The sequence below is a fragment of the Mesorhizobium sp. LNHC221B00 genome (assembly GCF_000502935.1).
Lineage (GTDB): Bacteria > Pseudomonadota > Alphaproteobacteria > Rhizobiales > Rhizobiaceae > Mesorhizobium > Mesorhizobium opportunistum.
The window spans coordinates 47,640-73,590 of record NZ_AYWR01000026.1 but is presented as its reverse complement, the minus strand read 5'-3'; the positions used below and the strand labels follow the sequence as shown (position 1 = coordinate 73,590).

The following is a 25,951-nucleotide window of genomic DNA, read 5'->3' as shown; positions in this document are numbered from 1 at the left end:
AATGAAAAAGAACTGGAAGAAACCGACCATGTGCCAGGTTGCTGCGGGCTTCGAAATTTCGCGGTATCTGCCGGCTGAAATTCCGCCCAGGAAATAAGCCGCGAACGTGCAGGTTCCTCTCAACAGGTGCATGCGCCTCCGTGGCGCGTGAGGTCTTCGCGACAGGCTATCTGCGGAGCAGGCATCGCCATGCGCGTGAAGATCATCGGGTCCGCGGCGGGGGGTGGCTTTCCGCAGTGGAACTGCAACTATCACCTGAGCCGTGCGGCTCGCTCCGGGATGGCCGGGGTGCGGCCGCGAACCCAATCAAGCCTTGCCGCATCGGTGAATGGGGTTGACTGGGTTCTCTTCAACGCCTCCCCGGACATTCGCCAGCAGATTGCACAAACGGCCGAACTGCAACCCGCGGCCGACGCACCGCTGCGCTCGACTCCGATCCGGGCGGTGGTGCTGACCAATGCCGATGTCGACCATATCGCCGGCCTACTCAGCCTGCGCGAACGACAGCCTTTCGCAATCTATGCGACCGCAGAGGTGCTGGCGACGCTGGAGGCGAATTCGATTTTCAACGTTCTCGATCCGGTGATCGTGCCGCGGCGTCTCCTGGCGGCCGAAGAGCAAGTTGTGCTCCGCGACGCCCACGGCCATGAAACCGCCATGGCCGTCGAGAGCTTTCCCGTGCCCGGGAAGATCGCGCTCTATCTCGAGGACAGAGCCCATCCAGACGCCGATTACAGCTCAGACGCCTGCGACACGATCGGGGTGCGGATCACCGGGGCCGGCAGTCGCGGCGCCATCGTCTACATCCCGGGCTGCGCGCGCGTCGATGCCGCCTTGCGCGAGCACCTGGCCGATGCCGCTTGCCTACTGTTCGACGGCACCGTCTACACAGACGACGAGATGATCACTGCCGGCGTCGGCCAGAAAACCGGTACGCGGATGGGGCACATAGCAATGTCTGGGGAAGCAGGGTCGATCGCCGGTCTGGCCGATGTGAAGATCGGCCGCCGAATCTTCGTCCATATCAACAACACCAATCCTGTCCTCGACGAGAATTCCGCCGAACACGCGGCAGTCACGGCGGCTGGCTGGGAAGTCGCCTACGATGGGATGGAGATGGAATTTTGAGCGATTTCCGCAACGCGACCAGAGGCGGCCTGTCCAAGAGCGAACTCGAGGCCGTGCTGCGGCAGGTCGGTGCCGAGCGCTATCACATCCATCATCCGTTCCATCACAGGATGACCAGTGGCGCCCTGTCGAAGTGGGAAATGCAGGCCTGGGCGCTGAACCGATACTGTTATCAGGCCGTCATTCCGCGCAAGGACGCCATGATTCTGGCTCATGCCGAGGACCCGGCGTTTCGCGCCGCCTGGCGCAAGCGGATCGAGGACCACGACGGCGAGGACGGCTGGAGCGGCGGCATCGCGCGTTGGCTGTATCTAGCCACCTCGCTCGGGCTCGATACAGAAACCGTTAGAAGCGAAAGGCTGGCGCTGCCGGCGACCCGCTTCGCCGTGGGCGCCTACCTTTCCTTCTGCACGAACCGCACGCTGCTCGAGGCGGTCGCCTCCTCGCTGACGGAGATGTTCTCGCCGACCATCATTGGCGAGCGGGTGTCGGCGATGCTGGCCAGATACGATTACATCACCGAGGACACGGTGGCCTATTTCAGCCGGCGGCCAGAACAGGCATCGCGTGATGCCGACTTCGCCCTCGCCTACGTCCTCGAGCATGCCGACACGGCGGAGCGCCAGCAGCAGGCGATCGATGCGCTGGTGTTCAAATGCGACATACTCTGGGCCATGCTCGATGCGCTTCAACATGCCTATGGCGAGCCGGGAAACCTACCGCCAGGCGCCTTCCGCCCGGGGGCGGCCAGTTGATGGCGCGGCGCCAAAGAGCCGTGGTGTCGCTGCGATCGGCGCCATCGCTGCCGAGGCACGTGCGCATACAATACGATCCCGTGCGGCAGGCCTTCGCCGTGCTTTCGCCGGAGAAGGTGTTCTGGCCGAACGAGATCAGCGTTGACATATTGCGGCGCTGCAATGGTCAGTCCACGGTCGGCCACATCATCGCCGATCTTGCCGCCGAATATGACGCCGAGGAGGAGGCCGTGGCGGCCGACATCATCGCCTTCCTGCAGGAATGGTCGGACAAGTTGCTGGTGAAGCTATGAGCGAGCCCCTCCTGCCTCCGATCGGAATGCTTGCGGAATTGACACATCGCTGCCCGCTGCAGTGCCCCTATTGCTCCAATCCGCTTGAACTGCTGAAGGCAAACCGCGAGCTTGATACGCGGACTTGGCTCGATCTCTTCTCGCAGGCCGCCGATTTCGGCGTCCTCCAGGTGCACCTTTCCGGGGGCGAGCCGACGCTTCGACGCGACCTCGAGCAACTGATCGCCGGGCTTTCGGCGCGCGGCGTGTACACCAACCTCATAACTGCCGGCGTCGGCATTGCCGAGGGCCGCATCGAGGCTTTTGCCGAAGCCGGGCTCGACCACCTACAACTGAGCTTTCAGGGTGCCCGGCCGGCGACCACCGACCTTATCGGCAACCACCGGGGTAGCCATGAAAAAAAGCTGGAGACGGCACGCCGCGCCCGCGCGGCCGGCCTGCCGCTCACAATCAACGCGCCGATCCATCGTCACAACATCGAGGAAGTGCCGGAATTCATCGATATGGCTCTTTCATTGGGCGCCGAGCGGCTCGAGATCGCCAACGTCCAGTATGCCGGCTGGGCGCTGGCCAATCGCAATGTGCTGATGCCCGAACGTGCCGCGGTCGACCGACAGGCGAAGATCGTCGCGGCGGCGCAGGAGCGGCTTGCCGGCGTCATCAACATCGATTTCGTCCCGCCGGATTATTTCGCCATCTATCCCAAGCCATGCATGGGCGGCTGGGCGCGCGACGCCTTCATAGTGACTCCTGACGGCACCGTGCTGCCGTGCCATGCCGCGCAGACGATTCCTTCGCTACGCTTCGAGCGCTTCGGAGAGCGCACGCTTGCCGAAATCTGGGCCGATTCAGCGGCCTTCAATGCCTTCCGCGGCAGCGGGTGGATGCAGGAGCCGTGTCGAAGCTGCGAGCGCCGCGACGTCGACTGGGGCGGCTGTAGGTGTCAGGCGATGGCGATTGCCGGTGACGCCGCAGCTGCGGATCCGGCCTGCATCAAGTCGCCGATTCACGAGCGAATGGCCATCCTTATCGCCGGAACAGGCCGCGCAGCGGAAACTGCTGCCGCGGAGGAAGCCTTCATCTATCGGCGAATAGGCGTGGCCGACGTCGCCTGAACCATTTTACGCTGAATCGCGAGCCGGGCCAAAGCTGGAGCCGAACTGCCGGATCATGCCCGTGCCAATGAACACTGCGTCAGTTCGCCTGCCGAAAGCGGACGGTTAACCCCGATCCGCCAGACTGCAGGTTGCTCGCGCGATCAGAGGCAATGGCAGGTCCTTACGAGAAAGAACACGCCGACCCCGTACGGCACGACCAGCAACCCCAGAGCAATCCAGTAGCCGGGCTGGAGCATGGCCGCGAAATCTGAACGAAGCTGTTCCATCGAGAACCGAACGACGCGGTCGTGTGGTTGTTCCAAGCGGGTCCAGACAAAACGCTTTGTCAATTGTGCCGGCAAATGGAACACGTTTTGGGCTTCGGTTTGAGGCAACATCGACTGCAACGAAGACGTTGGGCGGCCCCTTTAAAGCCAGAGCGGCCAACAGCAGCCCAAACTCTGCTGACTGGCCGCGGTTTGAACTGTGCGTAGCTACGGTCGTCGCGACATGTGCGTCCGGTCAGCGAAACGGCCCGACCCAGCGACCGTTTTCTGATTCAGCTCCGCCCAATCCGTTTCAGGATTTACTCGCCGCAGCCGGCGGAATGGTCGGTTACAAACTTTTTCGCATCGAGGAACAAAGGAACCGACTGCCAGTTGGGATGATGTTCAACAACATGCATCGAGGCCATGGCACATCGTCGGTTCTCGCCACTAACTCTTGGTTTCCTGGCTTTGGCGTTCGGCTCGATGCCGCAAGGTGCTGCTTGGGCGCAGGCGCCTTGCCCTTCCGATCACGACAGGCTGCTCTCGGCGTTGAAGGCCAACGTAAAGGCGAGCGGCGGCCCGGCAAATGGCGGCTTCGAGACCAACGAATGGGCGGCGATCGTCGCCCGCGACGGTATAGTCTGCGCCATTGCCTTCAGCGGGCCCGCGGTCGATGCGCAGTGGCCCGGCAGCAGGTTGATCGCGGCTGAGAAGGCCAACACAGCCAATGGCCTCAGCTTGGCTAACATGGCCCTGTCCACCTCCAACCTTTATGCCGGGGTGCAGCCAGGGGGTCCGCTGTTCGGCTTACAGTTCACCAATCCCCCCAATCAAGCCGCGGCCTTTGCCGGCGACGCCAAGAGGTTCGGCAGCGCCAACGACCCGCTGATCGGCAAGTCGATCGGAGGCGTGGTGGTGTTTGGCGGCGGCCTAGCCCTTTACGACGGCAAGGGAATTGTGGGCGGCCTCGGCGTCAGCGGCGATTCTTCCTGCGCCGACCACAATGTCGCCTGGCGCGTCCGCGCGGCCCTCGGCCTCGACAAGGTTCCGGCCGGTGTCAATCCCAATCGCAAGGACGCCATTATCTACGATCTCAACCCCGGCGGGAAAAGCGCTTCCGGCTGGGGTCATCCGCTGTGTGCCGGGCACGAGGCCGACATAGCGGATGAACTGGGCGCCGGCGTCGGTGGTTCGACGCCAAAATGACGCAAGCAGCGCAATCGGCAAGACCCTGCGCTCACGCGGCACCTATCAAGCGCTCGGCGGCACCCCGGAAATATTCTGAGGGAATTCTTGCGGTGCTGCTGCTGGCCTGCGCTCCCTTGGTGACAGCCGCCTCGGACGCTCCGCCGTCGCCAACTATCTCGCCGCCCGCCGCGGCCGCACCGCCCGACGATGGGCAATGGACTATGCCCGCCAAGAATTATGCCTCGACCCGCTACAGCGAACTCGCCGAAATCAACGAAGGCAACGCCAAGAACCTTCAGGTGGCCTTCACTTTTTCGACCGGGGTGAACAAAGGCCAGGAAGCGGCGCCGCTTGTCGTCGGCAGCACCATGTATATCGTGACGCCGTTTCCCAACATCGTCTACGCGCTCGACCTCTCGAAGCCCGGCGCGCCGATGAAATGGAAGTACGAGCCCAATCCCGAGCCCGCCGCGCAAGGGGTTGCCTGTTGCGATGTCGTCAATCGCGGCGCGGCTTTCGCCGACGGGCGCATCTTCTTCAATACGCTCGACGGCCATACCATCGCGCTCGATGTTAATAGTGGCCAGCCAATCTGGAACGCCCATATCGGCAACATCAATATCGGCGAGACCATCACCATGGCGCCGCTGGTGGTGAAAGGCAAAGTCCTGGTCGGCAATTCCGGCGGCGAGATGGGCGTTCGCGGCTGGGTCAAGGCGCTCGACGCCGGCGACGGTCATGTCGTCTGGACGGCTTACAATACCGGCCCCGACAAGGATGTGCTGATCGGGCCGGACTTCAAACCGCATTACGACATGGACAAAGGCAAGGATCTTGGCGTCACGACATGGCCGCCAGAAGCATGGAAGATCGGCGGCGGCAACATGTGGGGCTGGATCTCCTACGACCCCGATCTCAACCTGATCTTCCACGGCACCGGCAATCCCGGGCCTTGGAATCCGGATCTGCGGCCCGGCGACAACAAATGGACATCCGGCATTTTTGCCCGAGATCCCGATACCGGAGCGGCGAAATGGTTCTATCAGTGGAGCCCGCACGACCTGCACGACTATGACGGCATCAACGAACAGGTCCTGCTCGACATGAGCTGGCAGGGCAAGCCGCGCAAGGTGCTGGTCCGGCCGGAGCGCAATGGCTATCTCTACGTCCTCGACCGGACCACCGGTGAGGTCTTGTCTGCAAAACCCTATGGCCCTGTCAATTCCAGCAAGGGCGTCGATCTCAAAACCGGGAAGTTGACGGAAAACCCGGACAAGAAGACCGGCACTGGTAAGGTCGTCCGTGACATCTGCCCAACTGCCTCGGGCCTCAAGGATTGGCAGCCCTCCGCCTTCTCGCCGAAAACCGGCCTGCTCTACATCCCGCACAACAATCTGTGCATGGACGAAGAAGGCGTAGAGGTGAACTACATCGCCGGCACGCCCTACGTCGGAATGAACGTGCGCATGATCCCAGGCCCAGGCGGCAATCGCGGCGCCTTCACCGCTTGGGACATCGCCGCCGAGAAACCAGCCTGGAGCCTCAAGGAGAACTTCCCGGTATGGAGCGGCGCGGTGGTGACCGCCGGCGACGTGGTCTTCTATGGAACGATGGAAGGTTGGTTCAAGGCGGTGAGCGCGAAGACTGGCGACCTGCTTTGGCAGTTCAAGACCTCTTCGGGCATCATCGGTCAACCCATCACCTATCGTGGCCCGGACGGCCACCAATATGTCGCCATATTGTCCGGAGTCGGCGGTTGGGCCGGCGCGATCGTATCGGGCGATCTCGACCCGCGCGATGCCACCGCCGCGCTCGGCTTTGTCAATGCGATGAAGGACCTGAAGAACGCGACCACGGCGGGAGGCACGCTTTATGTGTTCCGTCTGCCCTGATGTATTCGGCTTGATCCACAGCGTGGCACGGAATGTATTCCCGCGGATGGCGCGCGGCATCACCGCGCTCGTCTTGCTGGTCTTACCAGCGACAGCCGGCACCCGCGAGCTCAGGGTCTGCGCCGACCCGAACAACCTGCCCTTTTCCAACGCGGCAGGTCAGGGCTTCGAGAACAGGATCGCGGAAATCATCGCCGGCGATCTCGGCGCCAAGCTGACCTACACCTGGTGGGCGCAGCGCCGCGGCTTTATCCGCAACACGCTGAAGGCAGGTCGCTGCGATCTCGTGCCCGGCACGCCGGCCAATCTGGAGATGCTGCGCACCACCGCGCCCTACTATCGTTCGTCTTATGTTTTTGTGACCCGCCAGAGCGGCCCGGATGTGACCTCCTTCAATGATCCGCGGCTGCGCGACCTGCGGATCGGTGTTCAGCTCATCGGCGACGACGGCGCCAACTCGCCGCCTGTCCAGGCGCTCGGCCGCCGCGGCATCGTCGGGCATCTCGTCGGCTACCCTGTCTATGGCGATTACTCCGCTCCCAATCCTCCGGCGCGCATCGTCGAGGCGGTGGCGAGCGGCGAAATCGACCTCGCGGTGGTCTGGGGTCCGCTCGCGGGCTATTTCGCCCAGAAGCAGAGGGTACCCCTCCGGATCACCCCTGTCACGCCTCGCATCGACGGACCGCAACTGCCGCTGATGTATGACATCTCGATGGGTGTTCGGCGCGAGGATGATGCGCTGCGCGGCGATGTGAACAGCGCGCTTGCCAGACACAAGGCCGAGATCGATGCGGTTCTGGCGCAATACGGCGTACCGCGTCTGGACATGCCCGGGAGTCCGGTGCGATGAGGCTGGCTCTGGCGATGGTGCTGCCCTTGACGATGGCCCTGGCCGCCTGCCAGCGTGAGGAGCGCGACACGCGACCGCAATCGGCGCTCGGCTCAGGCGAGCAGCCGGTGCCTGTGACCACGCTGGAGCCGGGCGGCCAGCGACCCTCACCTTCCGACAACAAGGCGGCGAGCTTCGAGGCCAACGCCTTCCACATGAGCGAGGGCAAACGCCTGTTCAGCTGGTTCAACTGCTCCGGCTGCCATGCCAATGGCGGCGGCGGCATGGGACCGGCCCTGATGGACGAGAAGTGGATCTATGGCAACTCGATGGAAAGCATTCATGCCACCATCCGCGACGGCCGGCCGAACGGCATGCCGAGCTTCCGCGACAAGATCCCCGACGACCAGATATGGGAGCTTGCTGCCTTCGTTCGGTCGCTGGGCGGCAATGCACCCTCGTCCGCTGCGCCATCGCGCAATGACGACATGATGGTGCATCCCTCGGAAAACCGAATGCCGGACGCCGCCACGCTGGGGAAGTCGCCGTGAAGCGCCTCGTCTCGATGGCGTTTGCCACCGCCAGCGCTCTATTGCTCCAGGGATGCGCAGGCTGGCAATCGGCTCTCGACCCGAAAGGTCCAGNGTTTGCCACCGCCAGCGCTCTATTGCTCCAGGGATGCGCAGGCTGGCAATCGGCTCTCGACCCGAAAGGTCCAGCGGCGAGCGAGCTGGCATGGCTGATCTGGTTTTTCACCGGCCTCTGCGCGGTGGTGTGGGTGCTGGTGATGATCTCGGTTGCCGCGCCGTTGATGATGCGGTCGCGCGCGCAGGCGGAACCGCTTGCGATCGACGTCGGCGCCGACGGCCGGAAGCTTCGCGTGGTTCTGATCGCCGTCGCGCTGACCGCGGTGATACTGGTCGGGCTGACCTTGCTGAGCTTCTTCGCCAACAGGACGCTCGCCGCGATCGGCTCGGATGCAGCGCTGACCATTCGGGTCACGGGGCATCAATGGTGGTGGGAGGTGCGCTATGAGGATGCCACGCCGGGCCGCATCCTGACGACCGCGAACGAGATCCATATCCCTGCCGGCGAGCCGGTGAGGCTTCTTCTGACCTCGACCGATGTCATCCATTCCTTCTGGATCCCGAGCCTTTCCGGCAAGCTCGACCTCATTCCGGGCCACATGAACGTGCTCGACATCAAGGCCGACAAGCCCGGCGTCTATCGAGGCCAATGCGCCGAGTTCTGTGGCGCGCAGCACGCCAACATGGGCACCTTCATCATCGCCGAAACGCGTGAAAAGTTCGACGCGTGGTGGAACGACCAGTTGCAGCCGGCCGCGGCGCCGACCGATGCCGAGGCGAAAGCCGGCCAAGATCTGTTTCTGAGGCGCCCCTGCGTGATGTGCCACAGAATAGGCGGCACGCCGGCGGGAGGAACGGTCGCTCCCGATCTGACCCATATAGCCAGCCGGCAAACCCTGGCCGCCGGAACATTGACGATGAGCCGCGGCAATCTCGCCGCCTGGATAGCCGACCCGCAAGGTGTCAAGCCCGGATCCCATATGCCGGTGGTCGATCTTAGCGGCGACGAGCTCAACGCCATCGTGGCTTATCTCGAGGGTCTGAAATGAGCAGCGCCGATATCACAGGCGAGCGCGACATCCCGGAACCGGACACAGCGTCCAAGGGCGACATTGCTCCCGAACGCGACGGACCTCGCGACACCGGCATGGACGAAGCCAGCCTGCATCGCTGGCTGGCGCGGACATGGCGCACGCCTCCCGGCATCATCGGGGCGCTGTCGAGCGTCGATCACAAGGTCATCGCACGGCGCTATCTGATCACCGCCTTCGTATTTCTGTGCCTGGGCGGGCTCAATGCCGTCGCCATGCGCATCCAACTCTCAGGTCCACGGCGCGGCCTGATCGGGCCGGACCTCTACAACCAGCTGTTCACAATGCACGGCGTTACGATGATGTTTCTGTTCGCTGTGCCAATCGTGCAGGCGACCGGCATCTATCTCGTGCCGCTGATGGTCGGCACCCGCAACATCGCGTTCCCTCGCCTGATCGCCTTCAGCTACTGGATCTACGTTTCGGGTGGCGCTTTCGCCTGGGTGTCTTTCGCGCTCAACATGGCGCCCGATGTCGGCTGGTTTGCTTACGTGCCGCTGTCCGGTCCCGAATTCGCACCGGGCAAGCGCGCTGACGTGTGGGCGCAGATGATCACCTATACCGAAGTGTCGTCACTGGCCGTCGCGGTGGCGACCATCGTTACGGTGTTCAAGCAGCGAGCCCCCGGCATGTCGCTGGACAAGATCCCGCTCTTTGTCTGGGCGATGCTAGTCACTTCCTTCGTCGTCGTCTTCGCGATGCCGGCGGTGATGATCACCTCCACGTTCCTGATCCTGGACCGTCTGGTCGGCACGCACATCTTCAACCCGGCGGAAGGTGGGGATGCTCTGCTGTTCCAACATCTCTTCTGGTTCTTTGGCCATCCGGAAGTCTACATCATCTTCCTGCCGGCGACTGGCATGGTGTCTTCAATTATCCCCGCCTTCGCCAGGCGGCCGACCTTCGGACACCTCGGGCTTATCCTGTCGCTGATCGCGGTCGGCTTCCTGTCGTTCGGCCTTTGGGTTCATCACATGTTCGCCACCGGCTTGCCCAAGGTTGGCGCCAGCTTCTTCACCGCATCCAGCATGATGATCGCCATTCCGAACGGCGTGCAGATCTTCTGCTGGCTCGCGACACTGTGGGATGGCCGGCCGGTGATCCGGACCCCATTGCTGTTCGTCTTCGGTTTCTTTTTCATCTTCGTGATCGGGGGGCTAACCGGCGTGATGCTCGCCTCGGTGCCATTGGATCTTCAGGTCCACGACACTTATTTCGTCGTCGCGCATTTCCACTACGTGCTGATTGGCGGCTCGGTGTTTCCGCTGCTTGGCGCGGCTTATTTCTGGTTCCCGAAGATCAGCGGCCGCATGATGAGCGAACGCCTCGGCGGCTGGCATTTCTGGCTGGCGTTTATCGGCTTTAATGCCACCTTTTTCCCGATGCATCTCGTCGGGCTGTGGGGCATGCCGCGAAGGGTCTACACCTATCCGGCCGAACTTGGTTGGGGAAACATCAACCTTTTCATCTCGGCCGGGGCGGTGCTCTTCTTCCTGAGCTTCGTCCTGTTCACTTTCAACCTTGCGCATGGCGCGCTGAAGGGCGCACCGGCCGGAAACAATCCCTGGGATGCCGGAACGTTGGAATGGGCGACGTCTTCGCCGCCGCCGAGCTATAATTTCGCGCGCATTCCGATTGTCACGCATGTCGAGCCGCTCTGGGCCGAGCGCGAAGCGCTGCCCGTGGCGACAGGGTTGCGGGTCGATGCGCGCGAGCTTCTCATCTCGACCGTTGCGGAAGCCCATCCAGACATTCGCGAGAAATCGGCGACGCCGTCGATCTGGCCGCTGCTTGCGGCGCTCTCCGTCGGCGGTACCTTTGTCTATTCGATATTCACGCCGTGGGCGATTGTCTGGGGCGCCGCGCCGATCGCCATCACTTTGGTCGGATGGTTTTGGCCCAAGGGCGATCCGGAGGACGAGGAATGAACCAGCGCCCCGCCGCCGATATTTCCGGCCTGCCGACCTTTGGACATGGTCCGCGCAGCCCGACGTGGTGGGGCACGCTGGGCTTCATGGCACTCGAAGGCACCGGCTTCGCGCTGGCGGCCGGCGCTTATCTCTATCTCGCGACCCTGTGGCCCAACTGGCGTCTAAGCGCTCCGCGGCCCAACCATTGGCCGGGGACGATCGTGACGCTGCTCCTCATCCTCAGCCTGGTGCCGAACCACATCCTCAGACGTTACGCGAAGCAATGCGCGATCGGGCCGGTGCGGATCGGCATGGTGGTGATGTCGCTGCTCGGTCTGGCTCCGCTTGTCGTGCGCTGGTTCGAGTTTCCAGCGCTGAACATCTATTGGGACACCAATGCTTATGGATCGATGCTCTGGGTTCTGCTCGGGCTGCACACCACGCATCTCATAACCGATGTCGGCGACACCATCGTGCTGGCTGTGCTGATGTTCACGCGCCATGGCCATAGCGGCCGCCGCTTTGGCGATGTCGGCGACAATGTCTTCTACTGGGACTTCGTGGTCCTGACCTGGATTCCGATCTATCTGCTCATCTATTGGCTGCCGAGGCTAGGCTGAAATGCGTGCATTGCGTGTGGGAACGTCTTGGGGTGGCCTTCTGTCGGGCCCGCTGGCCTGGGCACTCGCGACGCAACTGAATTATGCGCTGGTCCCCTGGCAGTGCAACCGCCAGGTCCCGGTGGTGCTTCCCTTGGCGCTGCTGCTCGTCTTGTTTTCTCTGCTCGGCGGGGCGCTGTCCTGGCGGGCGAAGCGCCGAGGCGGCGCCGCTTTCAAGCCGGAGCGTACGCGCGGCACCGAACGGTTTGTCGCCAATCTCGGCATGCTATCGGCGCTGCTGTTTGCACTTGTCATCGTCATGCAAGGCAGCGCCGCGCTCATCCTGGACGAGTGCCTGCGATGAACCTCGACGCGCTGTTCTCAACCTCGATCTGCTTTGGTGCCGGCGCGCCAGAAGCCGGATGGACGCTCGCACTGCCGATTACGCTGCCGCTTGCCGTCCTTGGTCTCGTCTATGTCGTGGGCGCGAGCCGGCTTTGGCGGCGCAGCGGCCGCGGCAGGACTTTGCGGCTGCGCCAGGCGCTGCTGTTCACGGCCGGATGGGGCGTGTTGACAGCCGCATTGGTCAGCCCCATTCACGCGCTCGGCGAGCAGGTGTTTGCGGCGCATATGATCGAGCATGAACTGCTGATGGCCGTGGCGGCGCCGCTGTTGGTCGCGGCCTGCCCGGCCGCGGCCTTGATGTGGGGCCTCCCCACCCGCTTCCGCCACGTTCTGGGAATTGCCGGGCACGCCGGATGGTTGCAGGCGGTCTGGGCTTTCGCAACCCGGCCGCTCAGCGCGACCATTGTTCACGGCATCGCCATATGGATCTGGCACATTCCGACGGTGTTCGAGGCAGCGCTGGAGCGCGGCGTGCTGCACTATGCCCAGCACGCGAGCTTCCTTGGAACCGGCCTGCTGTTCTGGTGGGCGATCTTGCCGCGCTCCGGTCGTCAGCACAACTATGGCGGCGCGGTGATGCATCTCTTCGTCACCTCGCTGCACACTGGCCTGCTCGGCGTTCTCCTGTTGCTTTCGCCACGGCTCTGGTACCCGGAGAACGCCGTGGGGGCGGCGCTGTGGAATTTGAGCCCCCTCGAGGACCAGCAGCTTGCCGGGCTGGTGATGTGGGTGCCGGCCGGATTGATCTATGGCGGGGCGGCATTGCTGCTGGCCGGGCTGTGGATCAGGGCGAGCGGAAGGAGGGAGGCGGCGCATGCGCTCGGGCCTGTCTAAATTGCTTGCCACCGCCAGTGCCACGCTGCTGCTGCTCATCGCCGTTGTGGTCGGGCTGACCTGGTGGTCCGATCGGGCCGCGCGCATCCGGCACGAGGCGCAGGCCGCCACGGGCGGTGACGTTGCGCGCGCTCTGCCGATCATGACCGCGAATGGCTGCTCCGGCTGTCACACGATTACGGGCGTGCCGGGCGCGCAAGGGCAAGTCGGCCCTCGCCTCGACGCAAGCCTTGCCGACCGTGTCATTATCGGCGGCGTCATGGCCAACAATCCGGAGAACCTGGTGCGCTGGATACGATCGGCCAGGGAGATCAATCCGCACACGGCCATGCCATCGACAGGGATCACGGAGCAGCAGGCGCGCGATATCGCAGCCTACCTCTATGCCTTGAAGTGATTGGAGCAGTTTATCGTTCAGCTTCCGGGGCGCCGCGACCACAGGCCGCGACCGGGGTCATAACCGACCACGGCAGCGAGGAAGAACGCGAGCAGACAGATGAATACGACGAAGGCTGAAGCGGCATCGAACCGCAGATACAGCGCAAAGCGGATCAACTCGACCGCCGAGCTGAACGGGTTCCACGCGGCGATCGTTGCCAGGACCGGCCCCGCCTCGGCGAGACGCCACAGCGGATAGAGCGCCGTCGAAGCAAAGAACATCGGGAAGATGACGAAATTCATCACGCCGGCGAAGTTCTCCATTTGCGTCGAGACCGACGATACGAGCAATCCGAAGGCGCCAAGCATCAGGCCCGACAGCAAGAGCGCCGGAAACGCCGCGACATAGCCGAGAGCCGGCGGCCGGACGTCCCAATAGCGCGCGATAACTAGGAATAGATAGACCAGAGGCATGACGACAATGACGCTGGCCAGCAGCCGCGCGGCAAGCAGGTACCAGCGTGGCAACGGCGCCGTCAGCAACAGGCGCATGCTGCCCATCTCGCGGTCGTAGACTATGGCCAGCGAGCTCGCCATGGCGTGGAAGAGCAGCATCATGGCCGCCAGCCCGGGCACCACATACACTTCGTAGAGCACATAGGTCTGGTAGGGCGGCGTGATCGACAGGCCGAGAACGGAGCGGAAGCCGGCGGCAAAGATCGCCAGCCAGACAAGCGGCCTTACCATCGCTGAGAGCAATCGGCCGCGTTGCCGCAGCGTGCGTAGCATCTCCCTGCGCAGGATACCGTTCAGCGCCCGCACTGCGTGAGACGTTTTCATTCGGCCCCCGTCAGCAACGCGAAGGCTTCCGCCGTGCTGGCGACACCGAGATCGGCAGCGAGGCGATCGGCGCGGCCGGCCCAGCGTACTGTTCCTCGATGCAGCACCACCACATCGTCATCGGCCGTTAGTTCCTCCAGAAAATGCGTTGCCCACAGAACAGCAATGCCGCGCTCACGGCAAAGCTCCCTTACGTGCCGCTCGAGCGCGCGGCGGCCCGGCACGTCGAGCCCGGTGGTCGGCTCGTCCAGCAGCAAAAGGCGTGGGTCATGCATCAGAGCGCGTGCGATCTCGACACGGCGACGCTGCCCCCCGGAAAGCGCGCGGACAGGATCGTCGATCCTGTCGGCCACTTCGAGCCGGCTGAGCTCCTCAATGGACCGCTCTTTGCTCAACGCCTTAGAGAGCCCATGCAGGGCAGCATGGTAGCGCAGGTTCTCGCCGGCCGTCAGGTCGAGGTCAAGCGTCAGCTGTTGGAAGACAACACCCATTTGAGCAAGAGCGGTTGACGGGCTCGCCTTCATCGCATGGCCAAGGACAAGGACTGACCCGGCGCGGGCGTGATAGAGCCCGGTGACAAGCGAGAACAATGTCGTCTTGCCGGCGCCGTTGCGTCCAAGCAGAATGCACATCCCGCCCTCCGGCACCGAAAACGACACCTCGTCCAGAACCCGCCGGCTTCCGAAACTGTGGCTGAGATGCTCGACCGACAAGACGTTCATGGGCCGATCACCACGCCCCATGGACCGCGGCCTACCGGCAGCGATTTCACCACCTCCTCGTTCTCGAGATCGATGAAGGAGATGTCGCCTGAATTGCCGTTTGCGCTGATCAGACGCTTCTGATCGGCGGAGAGCGCAACGTGCCATGGTCGTTGGCCAACAAGATAGAGCCGACGGACCGTCAGCGTCTTGACGTCCACTTCGGCCACCCTGTTGGCGGGTCCAAGCGCCACGTAGGCGGTCGCGCCCTCGCGGGAGATCTCCATGCCGACCGCCTGCACGCCTTCGCGTCGAATGCCCGGCACGGCGAACTCGATCTTGCCAGTTTGCGCTCGAGTTGCCGTGTCGAAAACGGTGACTGTGCCCCGAATCTCCGACGAGACCCACAATTGCTTGCCGTCTGGCGTGAACAAAGCCGCGCGCGGTCTGGTGTCGACCAGCAGATTGTCGACGAGTTCGAGGGTGGCTGCATCGATCAGATGGACCATGCTGGTGGTCTCCGACGTACAGGCGACATAGCGGCCATCGGCGCTGGCCGCCATCCCTTCCGGTTCCACGCCGACATCCACCGTGCCGATGACCTTGGCCGCGGCGACGTCCACCACCGATACCAGATTGTCGTTCTCGTTGGCCACGAACAGCCGCTTGCCGTCCGGATGGACCACGAAGAATTCCGGATCGGCCCCCGAGGGCAACTGCCCGACCACCCGGCGCTTCGCGACGTCGACCACGTCGATGCGGTTGTCGTCACCTTCCGCGACGAACAGCAACTTGTTGTCGATCGAGAGCGCCAGTCCGCGCGGACGTCGGCCAACGTCGATCGTCGCCAGCATCGTCATCGTCGCGCCATCGACGACCGCGACGGTATTGTCCTGCTCATTGGACACATAGATGGTCTCGGCGGCGGCGGGAGCGGCAAGAGCGAGCGCCGCCAAAAGCAGCGCGATCAGAACCTGCATGTGCTCTCCTCCAAGTCGATGCCCAACGTGTCCAGCGGCGTGCGCTGGTGCAGGAAGCCCGGTTGCGGCGAGCTGGAAACCAGCAGGCGCGGCCCTGCGATCAAGATGGGCTGGCGCATCTGTCCGTCCCAGGCACGGAAACTGAGCCCCTGCCCCTTGAAGCCGGCGAGAAGAAACGCCTCGCCGCGTATGTATTGCCCGATCGCCGCGGGATCGAGACTGTGCAGGCGCGTCGCTGCCTCGCCAATGCTGCGCATCGCGAGCCAGGCGGCATAGTCGCTGGGCAGCATCCAGCGCCCGGCCTGCCTGTGGAAACGATCCTGCAGTTGGGTTGCGCCCCACTCCTCGCTGACCGGGCTCCAGCCGGTGGCGACCAGCCCTTGGGTGCCGGCGACGATCCTCGGCAGAGCAGTGCGCTGCTCCAGATAGGCGCCGAACTCATCCGCCTCGTCGGCGACCACGAGAACATCATAGTCGCTGACCTGCGTGACCGCGGGTATTTCGGTCTGCAGCGTGACATGCCCGGTATCGGCACGTCCGTTGGCGGGCCTGAATGTCCACGGCTGATCGGTAGTAATCTCGGCTCCGAAGCGAGCCGCCGCCCGTCGAAAGGCGGCCGCCATCGCCTGGTCCCCGGGATGCGGCCCGACCAGCAGAAACCAGTGCTGCCAGCGTTTCCAGATCAGGTATTGCGCCAACGCATCGGCGAGCATGGCGCGGCTTGGTATCGTATGCAGCACGTTCCCGCGGCAATCGTCCTGGCGGAGCCGGTCATCCGGGGCGCGGCTGTTGAATAGCGTCATCCGCTCGGCGCCTGGGGCGGCGCTCGCCTGCAGCAACCGGTCGGCGTCGAGATCGGCGACGACGAAGCTGATGTCCGCGGCGGCGAACTCCTTGACGGCCTCGGCCGGAGCCTCGCCCGGCTTCAGGATCTTTTCCCGCAACCGGAATTGCTGGCCGAGAAACCGGCCGGTGCTGGCGTCGTCGGCAATGCCGAGCCGAGCGCCCTGCAGGCCTTCGTCGGTAACGGCCTCATCCAGCGGCCCGAGCGGCAGAGGCGATTTGAGCTGTTCACCGAGATAACCGATCACCATCGTCGGCGGCTCGGCAAGTGTCGGAGCGGCTAGGGCAAGGACCATGAGAAAAGCCAGCGCGATCTTCATTCGCGTTGGCCTTCCCGTCCGCACCGTTGGTCCGGAATAGTCTTCAGGCCCCCAGCGATCGCGGCCTGCCCATCTCCCGGCACGACAAGGTGGTGGCTCGCCGTTGACGCCATAGCCGCGGGAGGCCCGTCAAACGACTGCTCCTGGAAGTTCGAAAGCAACACGAGCGCTCCGGTACTGCGGAGCAATACTAACCCCCTGGGCAAAGGAATGTTCCTGGATTCGAACGGCGCTCGTGCCGAGCCACGGCTTCGTGATAGCCGACCACTGGCTGAGCATCCCGCCCCACGGCACCGCGGCAGGCTCCGGGTTTAAGTCGATCCTCCTCGCCTGGCGCTGTCGCTATCGGCTCCGCTGGTGTCAGAAAGGTCTCGGCGACTTGCGGAAGGGTCCTTCAGCCATTCGGCCATGGCTTGCTCTTTTGCGCAGGTACTGTTTGCACACACGTGCAATCTCGCCCTCGCCCGCGGCATTGGAGCCGGTGATGAGGATCGTATAGGACGCGATTTCCATAGGTTCGAACGTGAAGCTCGCCAGAGACCTTTCATAGCCTCGTCGCCGGCGAACACGCCGCTGATCGACTGCGCCGTGGCGGTCAAAGCGCAACCAGGATGTCTTGCCCGCCGAGGCTTCGACGTCCGAAAGCTTCTCGCGCACGGACGCGTCCTTCTTGTCGGCCGCAGACTAGACGAGAAAGCGAGTGACGCCGGCGGTCTTGGCCACGACCCCATCGAAAAGCTGCCGTCGTCTAGGATTCTTCCTTCGAAAGGCGCGAAGTCCGCTCGCGCACGGACTGCTCCGTCGCGTCGGCCGCAGACTTGACGATCCCGCCGAGTTGGTCGGCCAATGTGCCTGCGTCCTTGTCTTGCCGGCCAGCTTCGTGCTTGACCGTTTCATAGCCGTCGGCGGCAACCTGTTTGGCCTGCTCAAGGCCCTGGTTGAGCATGTCCTGAGAAGTGTTGCGAAGCTGTTCGCGATAGCCGCCCAGTTGCTCATCCTCCATTGCGGTGTGGGGTAGCATGGCACCTATCGCGGCGCCGATCGCGAGACCGACCGCCGCGACCGCCAAGGGCTGGTCATTCAGTAGCTCCTGAGCCGAGCGGCCGGCCTTCGCAGCCATGTCGCCAGTCGCCGATCCTGCACTCGCCGCGTTGCTCGTCAGCCCCTCGGCGGCGATCGTTGCCGCGCTCGATAGGCTGTCGCCGACGCTACTTGCAGCCGAGGAGAGCGACGTGGCAGCGTCGGCGAGCGTACTGCCCGACGCTCCACCATCCGCATCGTCACGACGGCCGGGCGCCATGGCCGCCGCGTAACCGGCCGGGCGTCGGCCGCCGTTTGAAGGACCGCTGCCCAGCATGAGCCAAGCCAGGCCCGCACCTATCATCGTCACGGGCAAGGGATTGTCCCTGACCTGCGTTCTCAGGTTGTCGAGCATGGCCGAACTCTCTCCGCCGGAGAAGATGCCGGTGAATTCGTCCAGCAATTGTCCCGGTGTCATTTTGCCTCGGATGGATTCGGCGGTTTCCACTACCCTGGCGCGCGCGGCCTCCGCCTCGCGTTCAAATTCGGCTGCGGATTTCTCGTTCATCTCACTTGTTCCTTGATCACATTCGCGTCGCGCCTGAGCTGTTCCTGGGTTCGGTCGGGAGTAAGTTCGGAAGGCGCCATGCTTGCCATTCCGGTCCGCAGCAGGATGATGCCAAGAATTGCCACGACCACACCGACCAACAGGGAGGACCACCCGGCGCCCAGCCCTGCCCGTGTCAGAGCGATGACGAGTGCCTGCAGCAGCACCAGTAAGGCCGCGAGCAGGCAGATCGCGCCGCCCAGCACCTCGGCGGCGCCCGATCCCGCTTTGGTAAGCTTTTCGGACAGCTCTGCCCGCAAAAGTCGGGCTTCGGTTTGCACTAGCGTGGTGGCGTGCTGGGCCAGGTCGGTTACCAGGGTCGCGAGGCTGGGATTGTCTTGCGTGTTCATCTGTCTTGCTCCGCATGCTGCGTGGCGACATCATCGCCGATACGGTCGAATCCCCACGAGCCGTCAGCCCGTTCAGCCGGTTGAGCAGTCTGCGAGTTGGCGTCTTCCGAAGCATTCTGAGATGCTTGACGGCTTGCCGGTGGAGAAGCCTTGATGAACCGGCCGAGCGCCAGTCCGGCCAGCACCGATCCAGCAAGGAGGACACCGGGATTTTGTCGGCCAAAAGACTGCATGTCCTCAAGCACCTGTCCGAACGGCTTTTGTTTCAGTGACGAGGAAAGCCGCTCCAGGCCACCGGCGGCGTCCAGCGCAAATTTCGATGCGGTCCTTTCGTCGTTGTTGGCCAGGTGATCGCTGGCCGCGCGCAGTGCGCCGCCCAGTGCCGCCAGGCTCGATCCGACGTCGCGCTGCGCCTCCTCCGCCTTGTCGGAAATGACCTGCGTGGCTTCTGTTGCGTACTCGCCAGCCTTGCTGGTCAGTTCGTCGCGAGCATCGTGAAGCAACTCGTTCGCGCGTTCTTTTTCCTGACGAAGCCTGTCGGAAACATCACGTTTCGCCTGGTCGAAATCAGAGGGTTTACGGCCCTGGCCGTCATCACTTTGCATGGTCACCACCTAGCGAAAACCGAGGAAAGAGAGGACAGCAAGCACGACAACGACGAGGCCGATAAGATAGATAACACTGTTCATGGCACGTTCCTCCTTGGCTGCCCAACTTCGAGAAACGTTGGATGTTCCATGAACGAAAGGTTTTGCGATCGAGCCGTGGTGCGTGTGCTTCGTCAGCAAAACACGTCAGGAATGGCCTGCCCGGCCCCGGCGTGTTCGATGCCTTTGTTCGACATTCGACAGGGATGCAACGATATGCCGGGCTGGGGTAATCAGCGATGGCCGTCGCCTGGCGCCAAACCAGCAGCGCGACCTCTGCCGCTATCCCTGTTTCAACAGCCTAACGCGCCGGAGAGCCTGGCTGTTGCCTTCTGTCGGCAGGAAGAGGGACCACATTATCTTGCCCTGTCCCAGCGTCTCCGACCGGATTTGGTCCGGCCTGCTCAAAGCCGACGCCATTATATGATTGCAGGTCTGCGACGCCAGCTGCCTTCAAGGCGGCGCGCACCTGAAACAGCCGGATGAGTTCCGGTCGCAACCCGTCGCTTCTCCGGGCAGCGATCGCATGCAATGACATGAAATTGTACATATAACTGGCCTTCCACTGCAAAGCTGGGCGATCAGCTCCTTCGTCCAGCGACCGCCTTCGCTGGTCTTGCGGCCTTGAAATCAATGGATACGGCTATGTTGCCGCTGCCGTCGCGAACTCGCACCGCCCAACCGTTCCGAGCGGCCGCGATGCCGAACAGCGCACTGGACCATCATCTGCCGAGCGACCAGCGCGGCTTCAGCGAGCGGCAGTTGCCGGTCGGACAAGTCCGTGGTGGTGGCGATCTTTTGGCCGCCTTCGCCGAGAAACTCGACCACGAGATTCTCCGGCCCGCTATGTACGGCTGTATCGAGCACCTGCATCTTCGCCTCATCGTTTGCGTGTGATCAAAACAAAAGCTGCCCCGGTCCGAAAGTTCCTCCGAGCAGGAATGTTTCCGCGGGGGATTTTCCTGGAACACACCGAACCGTGCTTGAGAGATGGCGCTTGGCCAAGATACTGTTCATCGCGCCAACCCGAATGTCAGGACGATAATGAGCCAAAGGTTTCCCGTGACGCTGTCCAGCCACGCGCGGCGCTGGGCCGTTGAACTCACCGAACAGAAAAGCGTCACCGGGACGGACGGCGAGGCCGCTTTCGGCCCGTGGTTGGCGGGCGAACTGCGACGGGAGACAGCATTCCGGAACGCCGAGGTGTGGACGATCGAGATCGGACCTCGGGACGGCCGTCACTGCGTGGCGATGCTGCTTCGCGGCACAGGACGCTCAACGGTGCTTTTGACAGGTCACTACGACACCGTTGGAACCAGCGACTATAGGCACTTGGAGCATCTGGCCACTCGGCCAGAGGCCCTGACACGAGCACTTCGCGATTCCCTCGTCGCAGGCGAGGCTCCAGCCGCCAGATTGGCCCATCACGATCTCGCGGGCGGCGATTTCCTGGCCGGACGTGGCCTTCTCGACATGAAGGCCGGCCTTGCGGCGGGCCTATCCGTATGCGCCGATTTCGCCGGAGAGGCGAAGCCGTCTGGAAACCTGCTTTTTATCGCCGTGCCGGACGAGGAGAACAATTCCGCCGGTGCCCGCAAGGCGGCACGGATGCTGCCCGAAATCTGCGAAGAGCGCGACCTCGATCTGATCGCGGCAATCAATCTCGACGCGATCGCTGATGACGGCGACGGCAGCAAGGGGCGCGTGATCGCCCTGGGAACAGTGGGCAAGCTGCTTCCCACCGCCTTTGTCGTTGGCGTTCCCACACATAGCGGTTTTCCCCTGAATGGCCTCAACGCGGCGGCCATCGCCGCCGCAATCGCTGCTCGGCTGGAATGGGCGCCCGAACTCACCGAAGAGGGTGGATCGGCACCAGGCACGCCGCCCAGCCTGCTTGGGATAAGGGACGGAAAGACCGGATACGATGTCACCACGCCGCGGGTGGCCTATGCCAGCTTCAATGTGCTGAGCTATCGCCGGACACCCACTGAGGTGCTCGACCGGTTCGACAAATTATGCGCCGAAGCTGCCTCGCGCCTTCTCCAGGAACTGCAGAGCCGCGTCAGTGCAACGACAGGCCAGGTCGACACGGCAAGGTCTGTTCCGGTCCACCGGTACGAGACTTTGATAGAGCGTCTGGGCCAGCCGGAGCGGGCGCAACTCGAAGCTGTTGCCGCCTCGATTGCTGCCGGCGATCTCGCGCTGCCTGAGAAATGCCGATTGATAACGGAGCAGGCTTGGGAACTCAGCCGGTTGACCGGGCCGGCCATCGTTACAGGCTTCGGGTCAATCCCTTATCTGCCGACGAACCTTTCCGAACTGCCGGCCGCCGCCCGGTTGCGAGCCGCCGCCGTCACCGTCGCCGCCGAGGCGATGGCGCGCCACGGCAGCGCGGTCGGTTGCACGGACTATTTCGCCGGCATCTCCGACATGAGCTTCCTTGGCGAAGCCGAGGAATCCTCTCTCGACATCGTTGCCCGCAACACGCCGGCCTGGAAGGACAGCGTGCGATGGCCACCGCGGCGAGCCCTGGCCAACATTCCGACGATCAATATCGGTCCCTGGGGACGAGACTATCACACGCCGCTCGAGCGACTGCATGTCGGGTATGCGTTCGAGGTCCTGCCACAGCTCGTTCGCGACATTTGCCGCAAGCTCCTTGGATAGGACGCGGCGTGCAGAATGGCAGTGATCATGCAACCTTTGAAAACAGAGCGACGTCGCATCTGGCCAAGCCGTAACGCCACCGGTGATCGGTTGCGGCAACCCGGCTCTGGTAGAACAGTGAAAGCTGGCTGCCTTCGATCATCACCGTCGAGTGACCATTCTCTCCCGGCTGCCCCGGTTCGAGCACCGGGCCGATGGAGACGTAGGGTCCGCTGACCTCGTCCGCGATGGCAAAAAACACCCGTTGCCGGTTCCCCCGAAGGCCATTCGGAAGAAAGCAAGTTGCGTTGAGCAGCACTCGGCCATCCGGCAGCTCGACCAATTGTGCGCCTTCTATGCCCCATTCGTAGTCCGGATCCTCTCTCGTATTGTGATGAGGAACATCGTTGTGGTCGAGGATCTTGCCGATCCGCTTCCAGGGACCGAACCAGGAATCGGACTGGCTGCGCGCCAGATAGATGTCGGGCTGAGGCACCCTGGTGAATTTCGGCATGGCCGAATAGGCGAGGTAGCGCTTGCCGCCAATGACCGCTGGATGCGGATCGTAGATACCATCCTCCTCCGTGTCCGGGATGGCAAGGATGGCCGGGCTGAGAACCACCCAATGGAACCCGTCGTTGGAAACCGCGTGCTCGCAACGGCCACCAGACTTCATGAACTCGGTCTGAATGAACATGTGGAACACGCCGCTTTCGTGGATCACACCGGGAGCCGCGACACCAGTGCCGTTGATCGGAAGTTCGATCGGCTCATGCTCGGTCCACGGGCCATAGAGGTCGGGCGCCGTGGCATGCAGGATTCTCCACGTCTCGGTGGTGACCGTGCCGCTTGAACCGAAGACGTGCCACACACTGCCATCGAAGACAGGGCACGGGTCCTTGAGANTCGGTGGTGACCGTGCCGCTTGAACCGAAGACGTGCCACACACTGCCATCGAAGACAGGGCACGGGTCCTTGAGATCATCCACGCTTTGCGGATGAAACAGCGGGAAAACGTTGGTTTCAAAATCGATCTTCATGTCAGCCCCGGAATTCGCCCTAGCACGCGGACCCGCGCAGCGATCCAGGCGAATCAATTTGATGTATCGCGCATTTTATAACCAACGAGTTCAGCGCAAATGCGGCAATGCCGCTCTCCACCGCATTCCTCTGGTCGACCGCGCTTTCAATGGCGAGCAAGCGCCGACAGCCATTCCCGACGCGGCAATTTGACCTTCGGGCTCGTCGACCAACGGATGGGCTGAGTCTCTCCATTTCACCTTGGAACAACTTACCCGATCGAAAGTTAGAAGCTTGAATCGAAGTTTAGTTCTCCTCCACCCGCGATTAACAAATGTTAGTCGTAAAATAAATCAGCGTCTATAAAAAGGAATATGTCAATGGAAGCAGCCTTGGGCAGGGTAGCCAGAAGTAAATACCCCGGTCGCGAAAATCTATTGGTTTGCTTCTCACACCTTCGATGGAATTTTGTTCATCAACGCCCACAGCATATTCTCACTCTCGCGTCCAAGCAGCAGCGAGTGGTCTACTTTGAAGAACCTGTTTTCGAAGACCTGACACATCCGCTTATGCGGACGAGCGAGCCGTCGTCAAACATTCTGATTGTGACACCGGTGCTCCCGCTCGGCACGTCGCCCACGAAAGCAGATGCCGTCCAGCGGAGATTTGTTCACCAGGCGATCGCTGCCATGCCGCATAGTCGTTTGATCGCTTGGTACTACACCCCGATGGCTCTTCGCTTCACGGAGTATCTCGACGCAGACATATGCGTCTATGACTGCATGGACGAACTCTCCGCGTTCAAGAATGCGCCGCCAGAACTGGGGCAGATGGAAAAGGCCCTTCTGCGGCGCGCCGATCTCGTCTTCACCGGCGGCCTGAGCCTGTTCGAGACCAAGCGCCGCTCGCATCATGAGATCTACCCCTTCCCGAGCAGCATCGATGTGCAGCACTTCCACAGGGCGAGGAAGCCGGGAAAGGACCCAGCCGATCAGGCCGACATTCCCCACCCGAGGGTGGGATATTTCGGCGTCATCGACGAGAGACTGGACGGTCGTCTCGTGGCGCTGGCGGCAAAGACCATGCCCGACGTCCATTTCGTGATGCTCGGCCCCGTGGTCAAGATTGATCCTTCAAGCCTGCCGCAAGCCGAAAATCTGCACTGGTTGGGTGCGAAGCCCTATTGCGAGCTACCCGATTATTTGCGCCATTGGGATGCCGGGTGGATGCCGTTTGCGCTCAACGAAGCGACCCGTTTCATCAGCCCGACCAAGACGCCGGAGTTCCTGGCCGCGGGCCTGCCGGTCGTCTCGACGGCAATCGTGGATGTGGTGCGCAGCTACGGTGCCGCCGGCCTGGTGGAAATCGCCGACGGTGACGATCTGGAAATCAAGCTGCGCTCCGTTCTTTCGCGACCGCATCAAACCCTCTGGCCGCAAGTCGACGCCTATCTCGCGAACATGTCCTGGGAGAAAACATGGAATGCCATGGCAGCTCACATTGAGCGTGCCCATCAAGGCAAGAAGGTCGTCCCCCTTCGCAGGAGCGCATAGCCATGTTCGATTGGCTGATCGTCGGCGCAGGGTTTGCCGGCAGCGTGCTTGCCGAAAGGATAGCTTCGCAGCGTCATGAGAGCGTGCTCGTGGTCGACCGCCGCGGCCATATCGGCGGCAACGCCTATGATTGCTACAATGAAGCCGGCATCCTCATCCATCGCTACGGGCCGCATATCTTCCACACCAACAGCCAGGCGATCGTGGAGTACCTGTCGCAGTTCACCGAATGGCGGCCGTACGAGCATAGGGTGCTGGCGGCGGTGGACGGGAAACTGGTTCCCATCCCGATCAATCTCGACACGATCAACCGCCTTTATGGGCTCAACCTAACCTCGACGCAGCTGGAAGATTTCTTTGCGTCACGACGCGAGACGGTAGAGGACGTTCGAACGGCCGAGGACGTCGTCGTCAGTACCGTGGGACGAGAGCTCTATGAGAAGTTCTTCCGTGGCTACACAAGGAAGCAATGGGGCGTCGATCCCAGTCAATTGAGCAAATCGGTGACAGCACGAGTGCCGACCCGAACCAATCGCGACGATCGCTATTTCAACGACAGCTTCCAAAAAATGCCGGCTGGCGGGTACACACGGATGTTCGAACGCATGCTTGATCATCCGAATATCAAGATCCTGCTCCAGACCGATTTCCGCGAAATTCGTGAGAAGATACCATTCAGGCGCCTGGTTTATACCGGCCCGATCGATGAATATTTCGGCTGGCAGCTTGGGCACCTTCCCTATCGCTCGCTTCGTTTCGAGCACGTTACGCTGGACCGCGAACAGTTTCAGCCGGTCGCGGTCGTCAATTATCCCCAGACGGAAGATTACACACGCATCACGGAATACAAACATCTTACCGGCCAGCAGAGCTCGCGGACCAGCCTGACCTACGAATATCCCAGCGACATCGGGGACCCATACTATCCGGTGCCGCGGGCCGAAAACGAAGCGCTCTACAAGCTTTATGAAGCGCGCTCCGCAACCTGTCCCGACGTGTGGTTTGTCGGTCGCCTGGCAACATACCGCTATTACAACATGGACCAGGTGGTCGGGCAGGCCTTGGCTGCTTTCTCCCGCATCCAGAAGAGCGTCCCGGGTCCGCCATTGGCGGAGCCGGCGGTAAGCTCCCCCGCATACAGGACCTAAGCTCGGGGGCGCAAAATCAAA

Annotated in this window: 27 protein-coding genes; 18 read left to right on the top strand and 9 right to left on the bottom strand. The window is 62.7% G+C overall.

Annotated elements, in window-relative coordinates:
* The first annotated feature begins 189 nt into the window (after window positions 1-189).
* The 14 genes from pqqB to X741_RS141280 all read left to right on the top strand — a co-directional run bounded on the left by pqqB (window position 190) and on the right by X741_RS141280 (window position 13,274).
* Window positions 190-1,128 carry a pyrroloquinoline quinone biosynthesis protein PqqB gene (gene pqqB / locus X741_RS141220; protein WP_023780080.1) on the top strand — a complete coding sequence of 313 codons (939 nt, stop codon included), beginning with the start codon at window positions 190-192 and terminating at the stop codon, window positions 1,126-1,128.
* Window positions 1,125-1,883, top strand: coding sequence for a pyrroloquinoline-quinone synthase PqqC (pqqC, locus tag X741_RS141225; protein WP_023780079.1), 759 nt, complete (start codon window positions 1,125-1,127; stop codon window positions 1,881-1,883). The genes pqqB and pqqC overlap by 4 nt, the downstream gene beginning before the upstream one ends.
* Window positions 1,883-2,176 carry a pyrroloquinoline quinone biosynthesis peptide chaperone PqqD gene (gene pqqD / locus X741_RS141230; RefSeq protein ID WP_023780078.1) on the top strand — a complete coding sequence of 98 codons (294 nt, stop codon included), beginning with the start codon at window positions 1,883-1,885 and terminating at the stop codon, window positions 2,174-2,176. The genes pqqC and pqqD overlap by 1 nt, the downstream gene beginning before the upstream one ends.
* A complete protein-coding gene (gene pqqE / locus X741_RS141235; RefSeq protein ID WP_023780077.1) occupies window positions 2,173-3,291 on the top strand; it encodes a pyrroloquinoline quinone biosynthesis protein PqqE in 1,119 nt (372 codons plus the stop codon). Before pqqD ends, pqqE begins: the two co-directional genes overlap by 4 nt.
* A 734-nt stretch (window positions 3,292-4,025) precedes the next feature.
* A complete protein-coding gene (locus tag X741_RS141240; protein ID WP_032928282.1) occupies window positions 4,026-4,748 on the top strand; it encodes a heme-binding protein in 723 nt (240 codons plus the stop codon).
* Entirely contained in the window at window positions 4,745-6,622 is a 1,878-nt protein-coding gene (locus X741_RS141245) for a methanol/ethanol family PQQ-dependent dehydrogenase (RefSeq protein WP_156937948.1), read from the top strand. Before X741_RS141240 ends, X741_RS141245 begins: the two co-directional genes overlap by 4 nt.
* Before the next feature lie 46 nt (window positions 6,623-6,668).
* Window positions 6,669-7,472, top strand: a complete 804-nt coding sequence (locus X741_RS141250) for a substrate-binding domain-containing protein (RefSeq protein WP_023767860.1) — start codon at window positions 6,669-6,671, stop codon at window positions 7,470-7,472.
* On the top strand, window positions 7,469-8,002 hold the full coding sequence (locus X741_RS141255) for a c-type cytochrome (RefSeq protein ID WP_023780073.1): 534 nt from the start codon (window positions 7,469-7,471) through the stop codon (window positions 8,000-8,002). Before X741_RS141250 ends, X741_RS141255 begins: the two co-directional genes overlap by 4 nt.
* Complete coding sequence (coxB, locus tag X741_RS04915; protein WP_245272782.1) at window positions 7,999-9,087, top strand: cytochrome c oxidase subunit II; 1,089 nt, start codon at window positions 7,999-8,001, stop codon at window positions 9,085-9,087. Before X741_RS141255 ends, coxB begins: the two co-directional genes overlap by 4 nt.
* Complete coding sequence (ctaD, locus tag X741_RS141260; RefSeq protein ID WP_023780071.1) at window positions 9,084-11,057, top strand: cytochrome c oxidase subunit I; 1,974 nt, start codon at window positions 9,084-9,086, stop codon at window positions 11,055-11,057. The genes coxB and ctaD overlap by 4 nt, the downstream gene beginning before the upstream one ends.
* Entirely contained in the window at window positions 11,054-11,659 is a 606-nt protein-coding gene (locus tag X741_RS141265) for a cytochrome c oxidase subunit 3 (RefSeq protein WP_023780070.1), read from the top strand. The genes ctaD and X741_RS141265 overlap by 4 nt, the downstream gene beginning before the upstream one ends.
* A 1-nt stretch (window position 11,660) precedes the next feature.
* Window positions 11,661-12,002 (top strand): hypothetical protein, encoded by a 342-nt coding sequence (locus X741_RS141270; protein WP_031250471.1) that lies wholly within the window; start codon window positions 11,661-11,663, stop codon window positions 12,000-12,002.
* Window positions 11,999-12,877 carry a cytochrome c oxidase assembly protein gene (locus X741_RS141275; protein ID WP_023780068.1) on the top strand — a complete coding sequence of 293 codons (879 nt, stop codon included), beginning with the start codon at window positions 11,999-12,001 and terminating at the stop codon, window positions 12,875-12,877. The genes X741_RS141270 and X741_RS141275 overlap by 4 nt, the downstream gene beginning before the upstream one ends.
* The gene (locus tag X741_RS141280) at window positions 12,858-13,274 is read left to right on the top strand and encodes a c-type cytochrome (protein WP_023780067.1); all 417 of its coding nucleotides are present in this window, start codon (window positions 12,858-12,860) and stop codon (window positions 13,272-13,274) included. Before X741_RS141275 ends, X741_RS141280 begins: the two co-directional genes overlap by 20 nt.
* Before the next feature lie 17 nt (window positions 13,275-13,291).
* On the opposite strand, the gene X741_RS141285 is transcribed toward X741_RS141280, so the two are convergent.
* The 8 genes from X741_RS141285 to X741_RS141320 all read right to left on the bottom strand — a co-directional run bounded on the left by X741_RS141285 (window position 13,292) and on the right by X741_RS141320 (window position 19,521).
* A complete protein-coding gene (locus X741_RS141285; RefSeq protein WP_031250470.1) occupies window positions 13,292-14,095 on the bottom strand; it encodes an ABC transporter permease in 804 nt (267 codons plus the stop codon).
* Window positions 14,092-14,817 (bottom strand): ABC transporter ATP-binding protein, encoded by a 726-nt coding sequence (locus X741_RS141290; protein ID WP_013895461.1) that lies wholly within the window; start codon window positions 14,815-14,817, stop codon window positions 14,092-14,094. Before X741_RS141290 ends, X741_RS141285 begins: the two co-directional genes overlap by 4 nt.
* Complete coding sequence (locus X741_RS141295) at window positions 14,814-15,776, bottom strand: PQQ-dependent catabolism-associated beta-propeller protein (RefSeq protein WP_023780065.1); 963 nt, start codon at window positions 15,774-15,776, stop codon at window positions 14,814-14,816. Before X741_RS141295 ends, X741_RS141290 begins: the two co-directional genes overlap by 4 nt.
* Window positions 15,764-16,939, bottom strand: a complete 1,176-nt coding sequence (locus tag X741_RS141300) for an ABC transporter substrate-binding protein (RefSeq protein ID WP_023780064.1) — start codon at window positions 16,937-16,939, stop codon at window positions 15,764-15,766. Before X741_RS141300 ends, X741_RS141295 begins: the two co-directional genes overlap by 13 nt.
* Window positions 16,940-17,299: 360 nt before the next feature.
* Complete coding sequence (locus X741_RS141305; RefSeq protein WP_023780062.1) at window positions 17,300-17,596, bottom strand: hypothetical protein; 297 nt, start codon at window positions 17,594-17,596, stop codon at window positions 17,300-17,302.
* A gap of 91 nt (window positions 17,597-17,687) precedes the next feature.
* Complete coding sequence (locus X741_RS141310) at window positions 17,688-18,527, bottom strand: hypothetical protein (protein WP_023780061.1); 840 nt, start codon at window positions 18,525-18,527, stop codon at window positions 17,688-17,690.
* The gene (locus X741_RS141315) at window positions 18,524-18,916 is read right to left on the bottom strand and encodes a phage holin family protein (RefSeq protein WP_023767847.1); all 393 of its coding nucleotides are present in this window, start codon (window positions 18,914-18,916) and stop codon (window positions 18,524-18,526) included. The genes X741_RS141310 and X741_RS141315 overlap by 4 nt, the downstream gene beginning before the upstream one ends.
* The gene (locus X741_RS141320; protein WP_023767846.1) at window positions 18,913-19,521 is read right to left on the bottom strand and encodes a DUF1206 domain-containing protein; all 609 of its coding nucleotides are present in this window, start codon (window positions 19,519-19,521) and stop codon (window positions 18,913-18,915) included. The genes X741_RS141315 and X741_RS141320 overlap by 4 nt, the downstream gene beginning before the upstream one ends.
* A gap of 687 nt (window positions 19,522-20,208) precedes the next feature.
* Here X741_RS141320 and X741_RS141325 point away from each other — a divergent pair.
* Together X741_RS141325 and X741_RS0135850 are read left to right on the top strand one after the other, a co-directional pair.
* The gene (locus X741_RS141325; protein WP_023767844.1) at window positions 20,209-20,460 is read left to right on the top strand and encodes a hypothetical protein; all 252 of its coding nucleotides are present in this window, start codon (window positions 20,209-20,211) and stop codon (window positions 20,458-20,460) included.
* A gap of 147 nt (window positions 20,461-20,607) precedes the next feature.
* Entirely contained in the window at window positions 20,608-22,230 is a 1,623-nt protein-coding gene (locus X741_RS0135850) for a M20/M25/M40 family metallo-hydrolase (protein ID WP_051410515.1), read from the top strand.
* A gap of 25 nt (window positions 22,231-22,255) precedes the next feature.
* Here the strand turns inward: X741_RS0135850 and X741_RS141330 are convergent, their stop codons facing one another.
* Window positions 22,256-23,080, bottom strand: a complete 825-nt coding sequence (locus X741_RS141330) for a hypothetical protein (RefSeq protein ID WP_023780058.1) — start codon at window positions 23,078-23,080, stop codon at window positions 22,256-22,258.
* A 529-nt stretch (window positions 23,081-23,609) separates the two neighbouring features.
* Here X741_RS141330 and X741_RS0135845 point away from each other — a divergent pair.
* Complete coding sequence (locus X741_RS0135845) at window positions 23,610-24,782, top strand: glycosyltransferase family 1 protein (protein ID WP_031250465.1); 1,173 nt, start codon at window positions 23,610-23,612, stop codon at window positions 24,780-24,782.
* Between the two features lie 2 nt (window positions 24,783-24,784).
* Complete coding sequence (gene glf, locus X741_RS141335) at window positions 24,785-25,930, top strand: UDP-galactopyranose mutase (RefSeq protein WP_023780055.1); 1,146 nt, start codon at window positions 24,785-24,787, stop codon at window positions 25,928-25,930.
* Window positions 25,931-25,951 lie beyond the last annotated feature (21 nt).

Bases quoted from the DNA above. Each gene is read 5' to 3' on its own strand.
- X741_RS141310 (WP_023780061.1), bottom strand. From the start codon at position 18,527: ATGAACGAGAAATCCGCAGCCGAATTTGAACGCGAGGCGGAGGCCGCG.
- X741_RS141275 (WP_023780068.1), top strand. From the start codon at position 11,999: ATGAACCTCGACGCGCTGTTCTCAACCTCGATCTGCTTTGGTGCCGGC.
- X741_RS141250 (WP_023767860.1), top strand. From the start codon at position 6,669: ATGGCGCGCGGCATCACCGCGCTCGTCTTGCTGGTCTTACCAGCGACA.
- glf (WP_023780055.1), top strand. From the start codon at position 24,785: ATGTTCGATTGGCTGATCGTCGGCGCAGGGTTTGCCGGCAGCGTGCTT.
- pqqE (WP_023780077.1), top strand. From the start codon at position 2,173: ATGAGCGAGCCCCTCCTGCCTCCGATCGGAATGCTTGCGGAATTGACA.
- X741_RS0135850 (WP_051410515.1), top strand. From the start codon at position 20,608: ATGAGCCAAAGGTTTCCCGTGACGCTGTCCAGCCACGCGCGGCGCTGG.
- X741_RS141295 (WP_023780065.1), bottom strand. From the start codon at position 15,776: ATGCAGGTTCTGATCGCGCTGCTTTTGGCGGCGCTCGCTCTTGCCGCT.
- X741_RS141255 (WP_023780073.1), top strand. From the start codon at position 7,469: ATGAGGCTGGCTCTGGCGATGGTGCTGCCCTTGACGATGGCCCTGGCC.
- pqqD (WP_023780078.1), top strand. From the start codon at position 1,883: ATGGCGCGGCGCCAAAGAGCCGTGGTGTCGCTGCGATCGGCGCCATCG.
- X741_RS141280 (WP_023780067.1), top strand. From the start codon at position 12,858: ATGCGCTCGGGCCTGTCTAAATTGCTTGCCACCGCCAGTGCCACGCTG.
- pqqB (WP_023780080.1), top strand. From the start codon at position 190: ATGCGCGTGAAGATCATCGGGTCCGCGGCGGGGGGTGGCTTTCCGCAG.
- X741_RS141285 (WP_031250470.1), bottom strand. From the start codon at position 14,095: ATGAAAACGTCTCACGCAGTGCGGGCGCTGAACGGTATCCTGCGCAGG.
- X741_RS141290 (WP_013895461.1), bottom strand. From the start codon at position 14,817: ATGAACGTCTTGTCGGTCGAGCATCTCAGCCACAGTTTCGGAAGCCGG.
- X741_RS141300 (WP_023780064.1), bottom strand. From the start codon at position 16,939: ATGAAGATCGCGCTGGCTTTTCTCATGGTCCTTGCCCTAGCCGCTCCG.
- X741_RS141315 (WP_023767847.1), bottom strand. From the start codon at position 18,916: ATGAACACGCAAGACAATCCCAGCCTCGCGACCCTGGTAACCGACCTG.
- ctaD (WP_023780071.1), top strand. From the start codon at position 9,084: ATGAGCAGCGCCGATATCACAGGCGAGCGCGACATCCCGGAACCGGAC.
- X741_RS141265 (WP_023780070.1), top strand. From the start codon at position 11,054: ATGAACCAGCGCCCCGCCGCCGATATTTCCGGCCTGCCGACCTTTGGA.
- X741_RS141245 (WP_156937948.1), top strand. From the start codon at position 4,745: ATGACGCAAGCAGCGCAATCGGCAAGACCCTGCGCTCACGCGGCACCT.
- X741_RS141320 (WP_023767846.1), bottom strand. From the start codon at position 19,521: ATGCAAAGTGATGACGGCCAGGGCCGTAAACCCTCTGATTTCGACCAG.
- X741_RS141325 (WP_023767844.1), top strand. From the start codon at position 20,209: ATGTTGCCGCTGCCGTCGCGAACTCGCACCGCCCAACCGTTCCGAGCG.
- X741_RS0135845 (WP_031250465.1), top strand. From the start codon at position 23,610: ATGGAAGCAGCCTTGGGCAGGGTAGCCAGAAGTAAATACCCCGGTCGC.
- X741_RS141240 (WP_032928282.1), top strand. From the start codon at position 4,026: ATGCCGCAAGGTGCTGCTTGGGCGCAGGCGCCTTGCCCTTCCGATCAC.
- X741_RS141270 (WP_031250471.1), top strand. From the start codon at position 11,661: ATGCGTGCATTGCGTGTGGGAACGTCTTGGGGTGGCCTTCTGTCGGGC.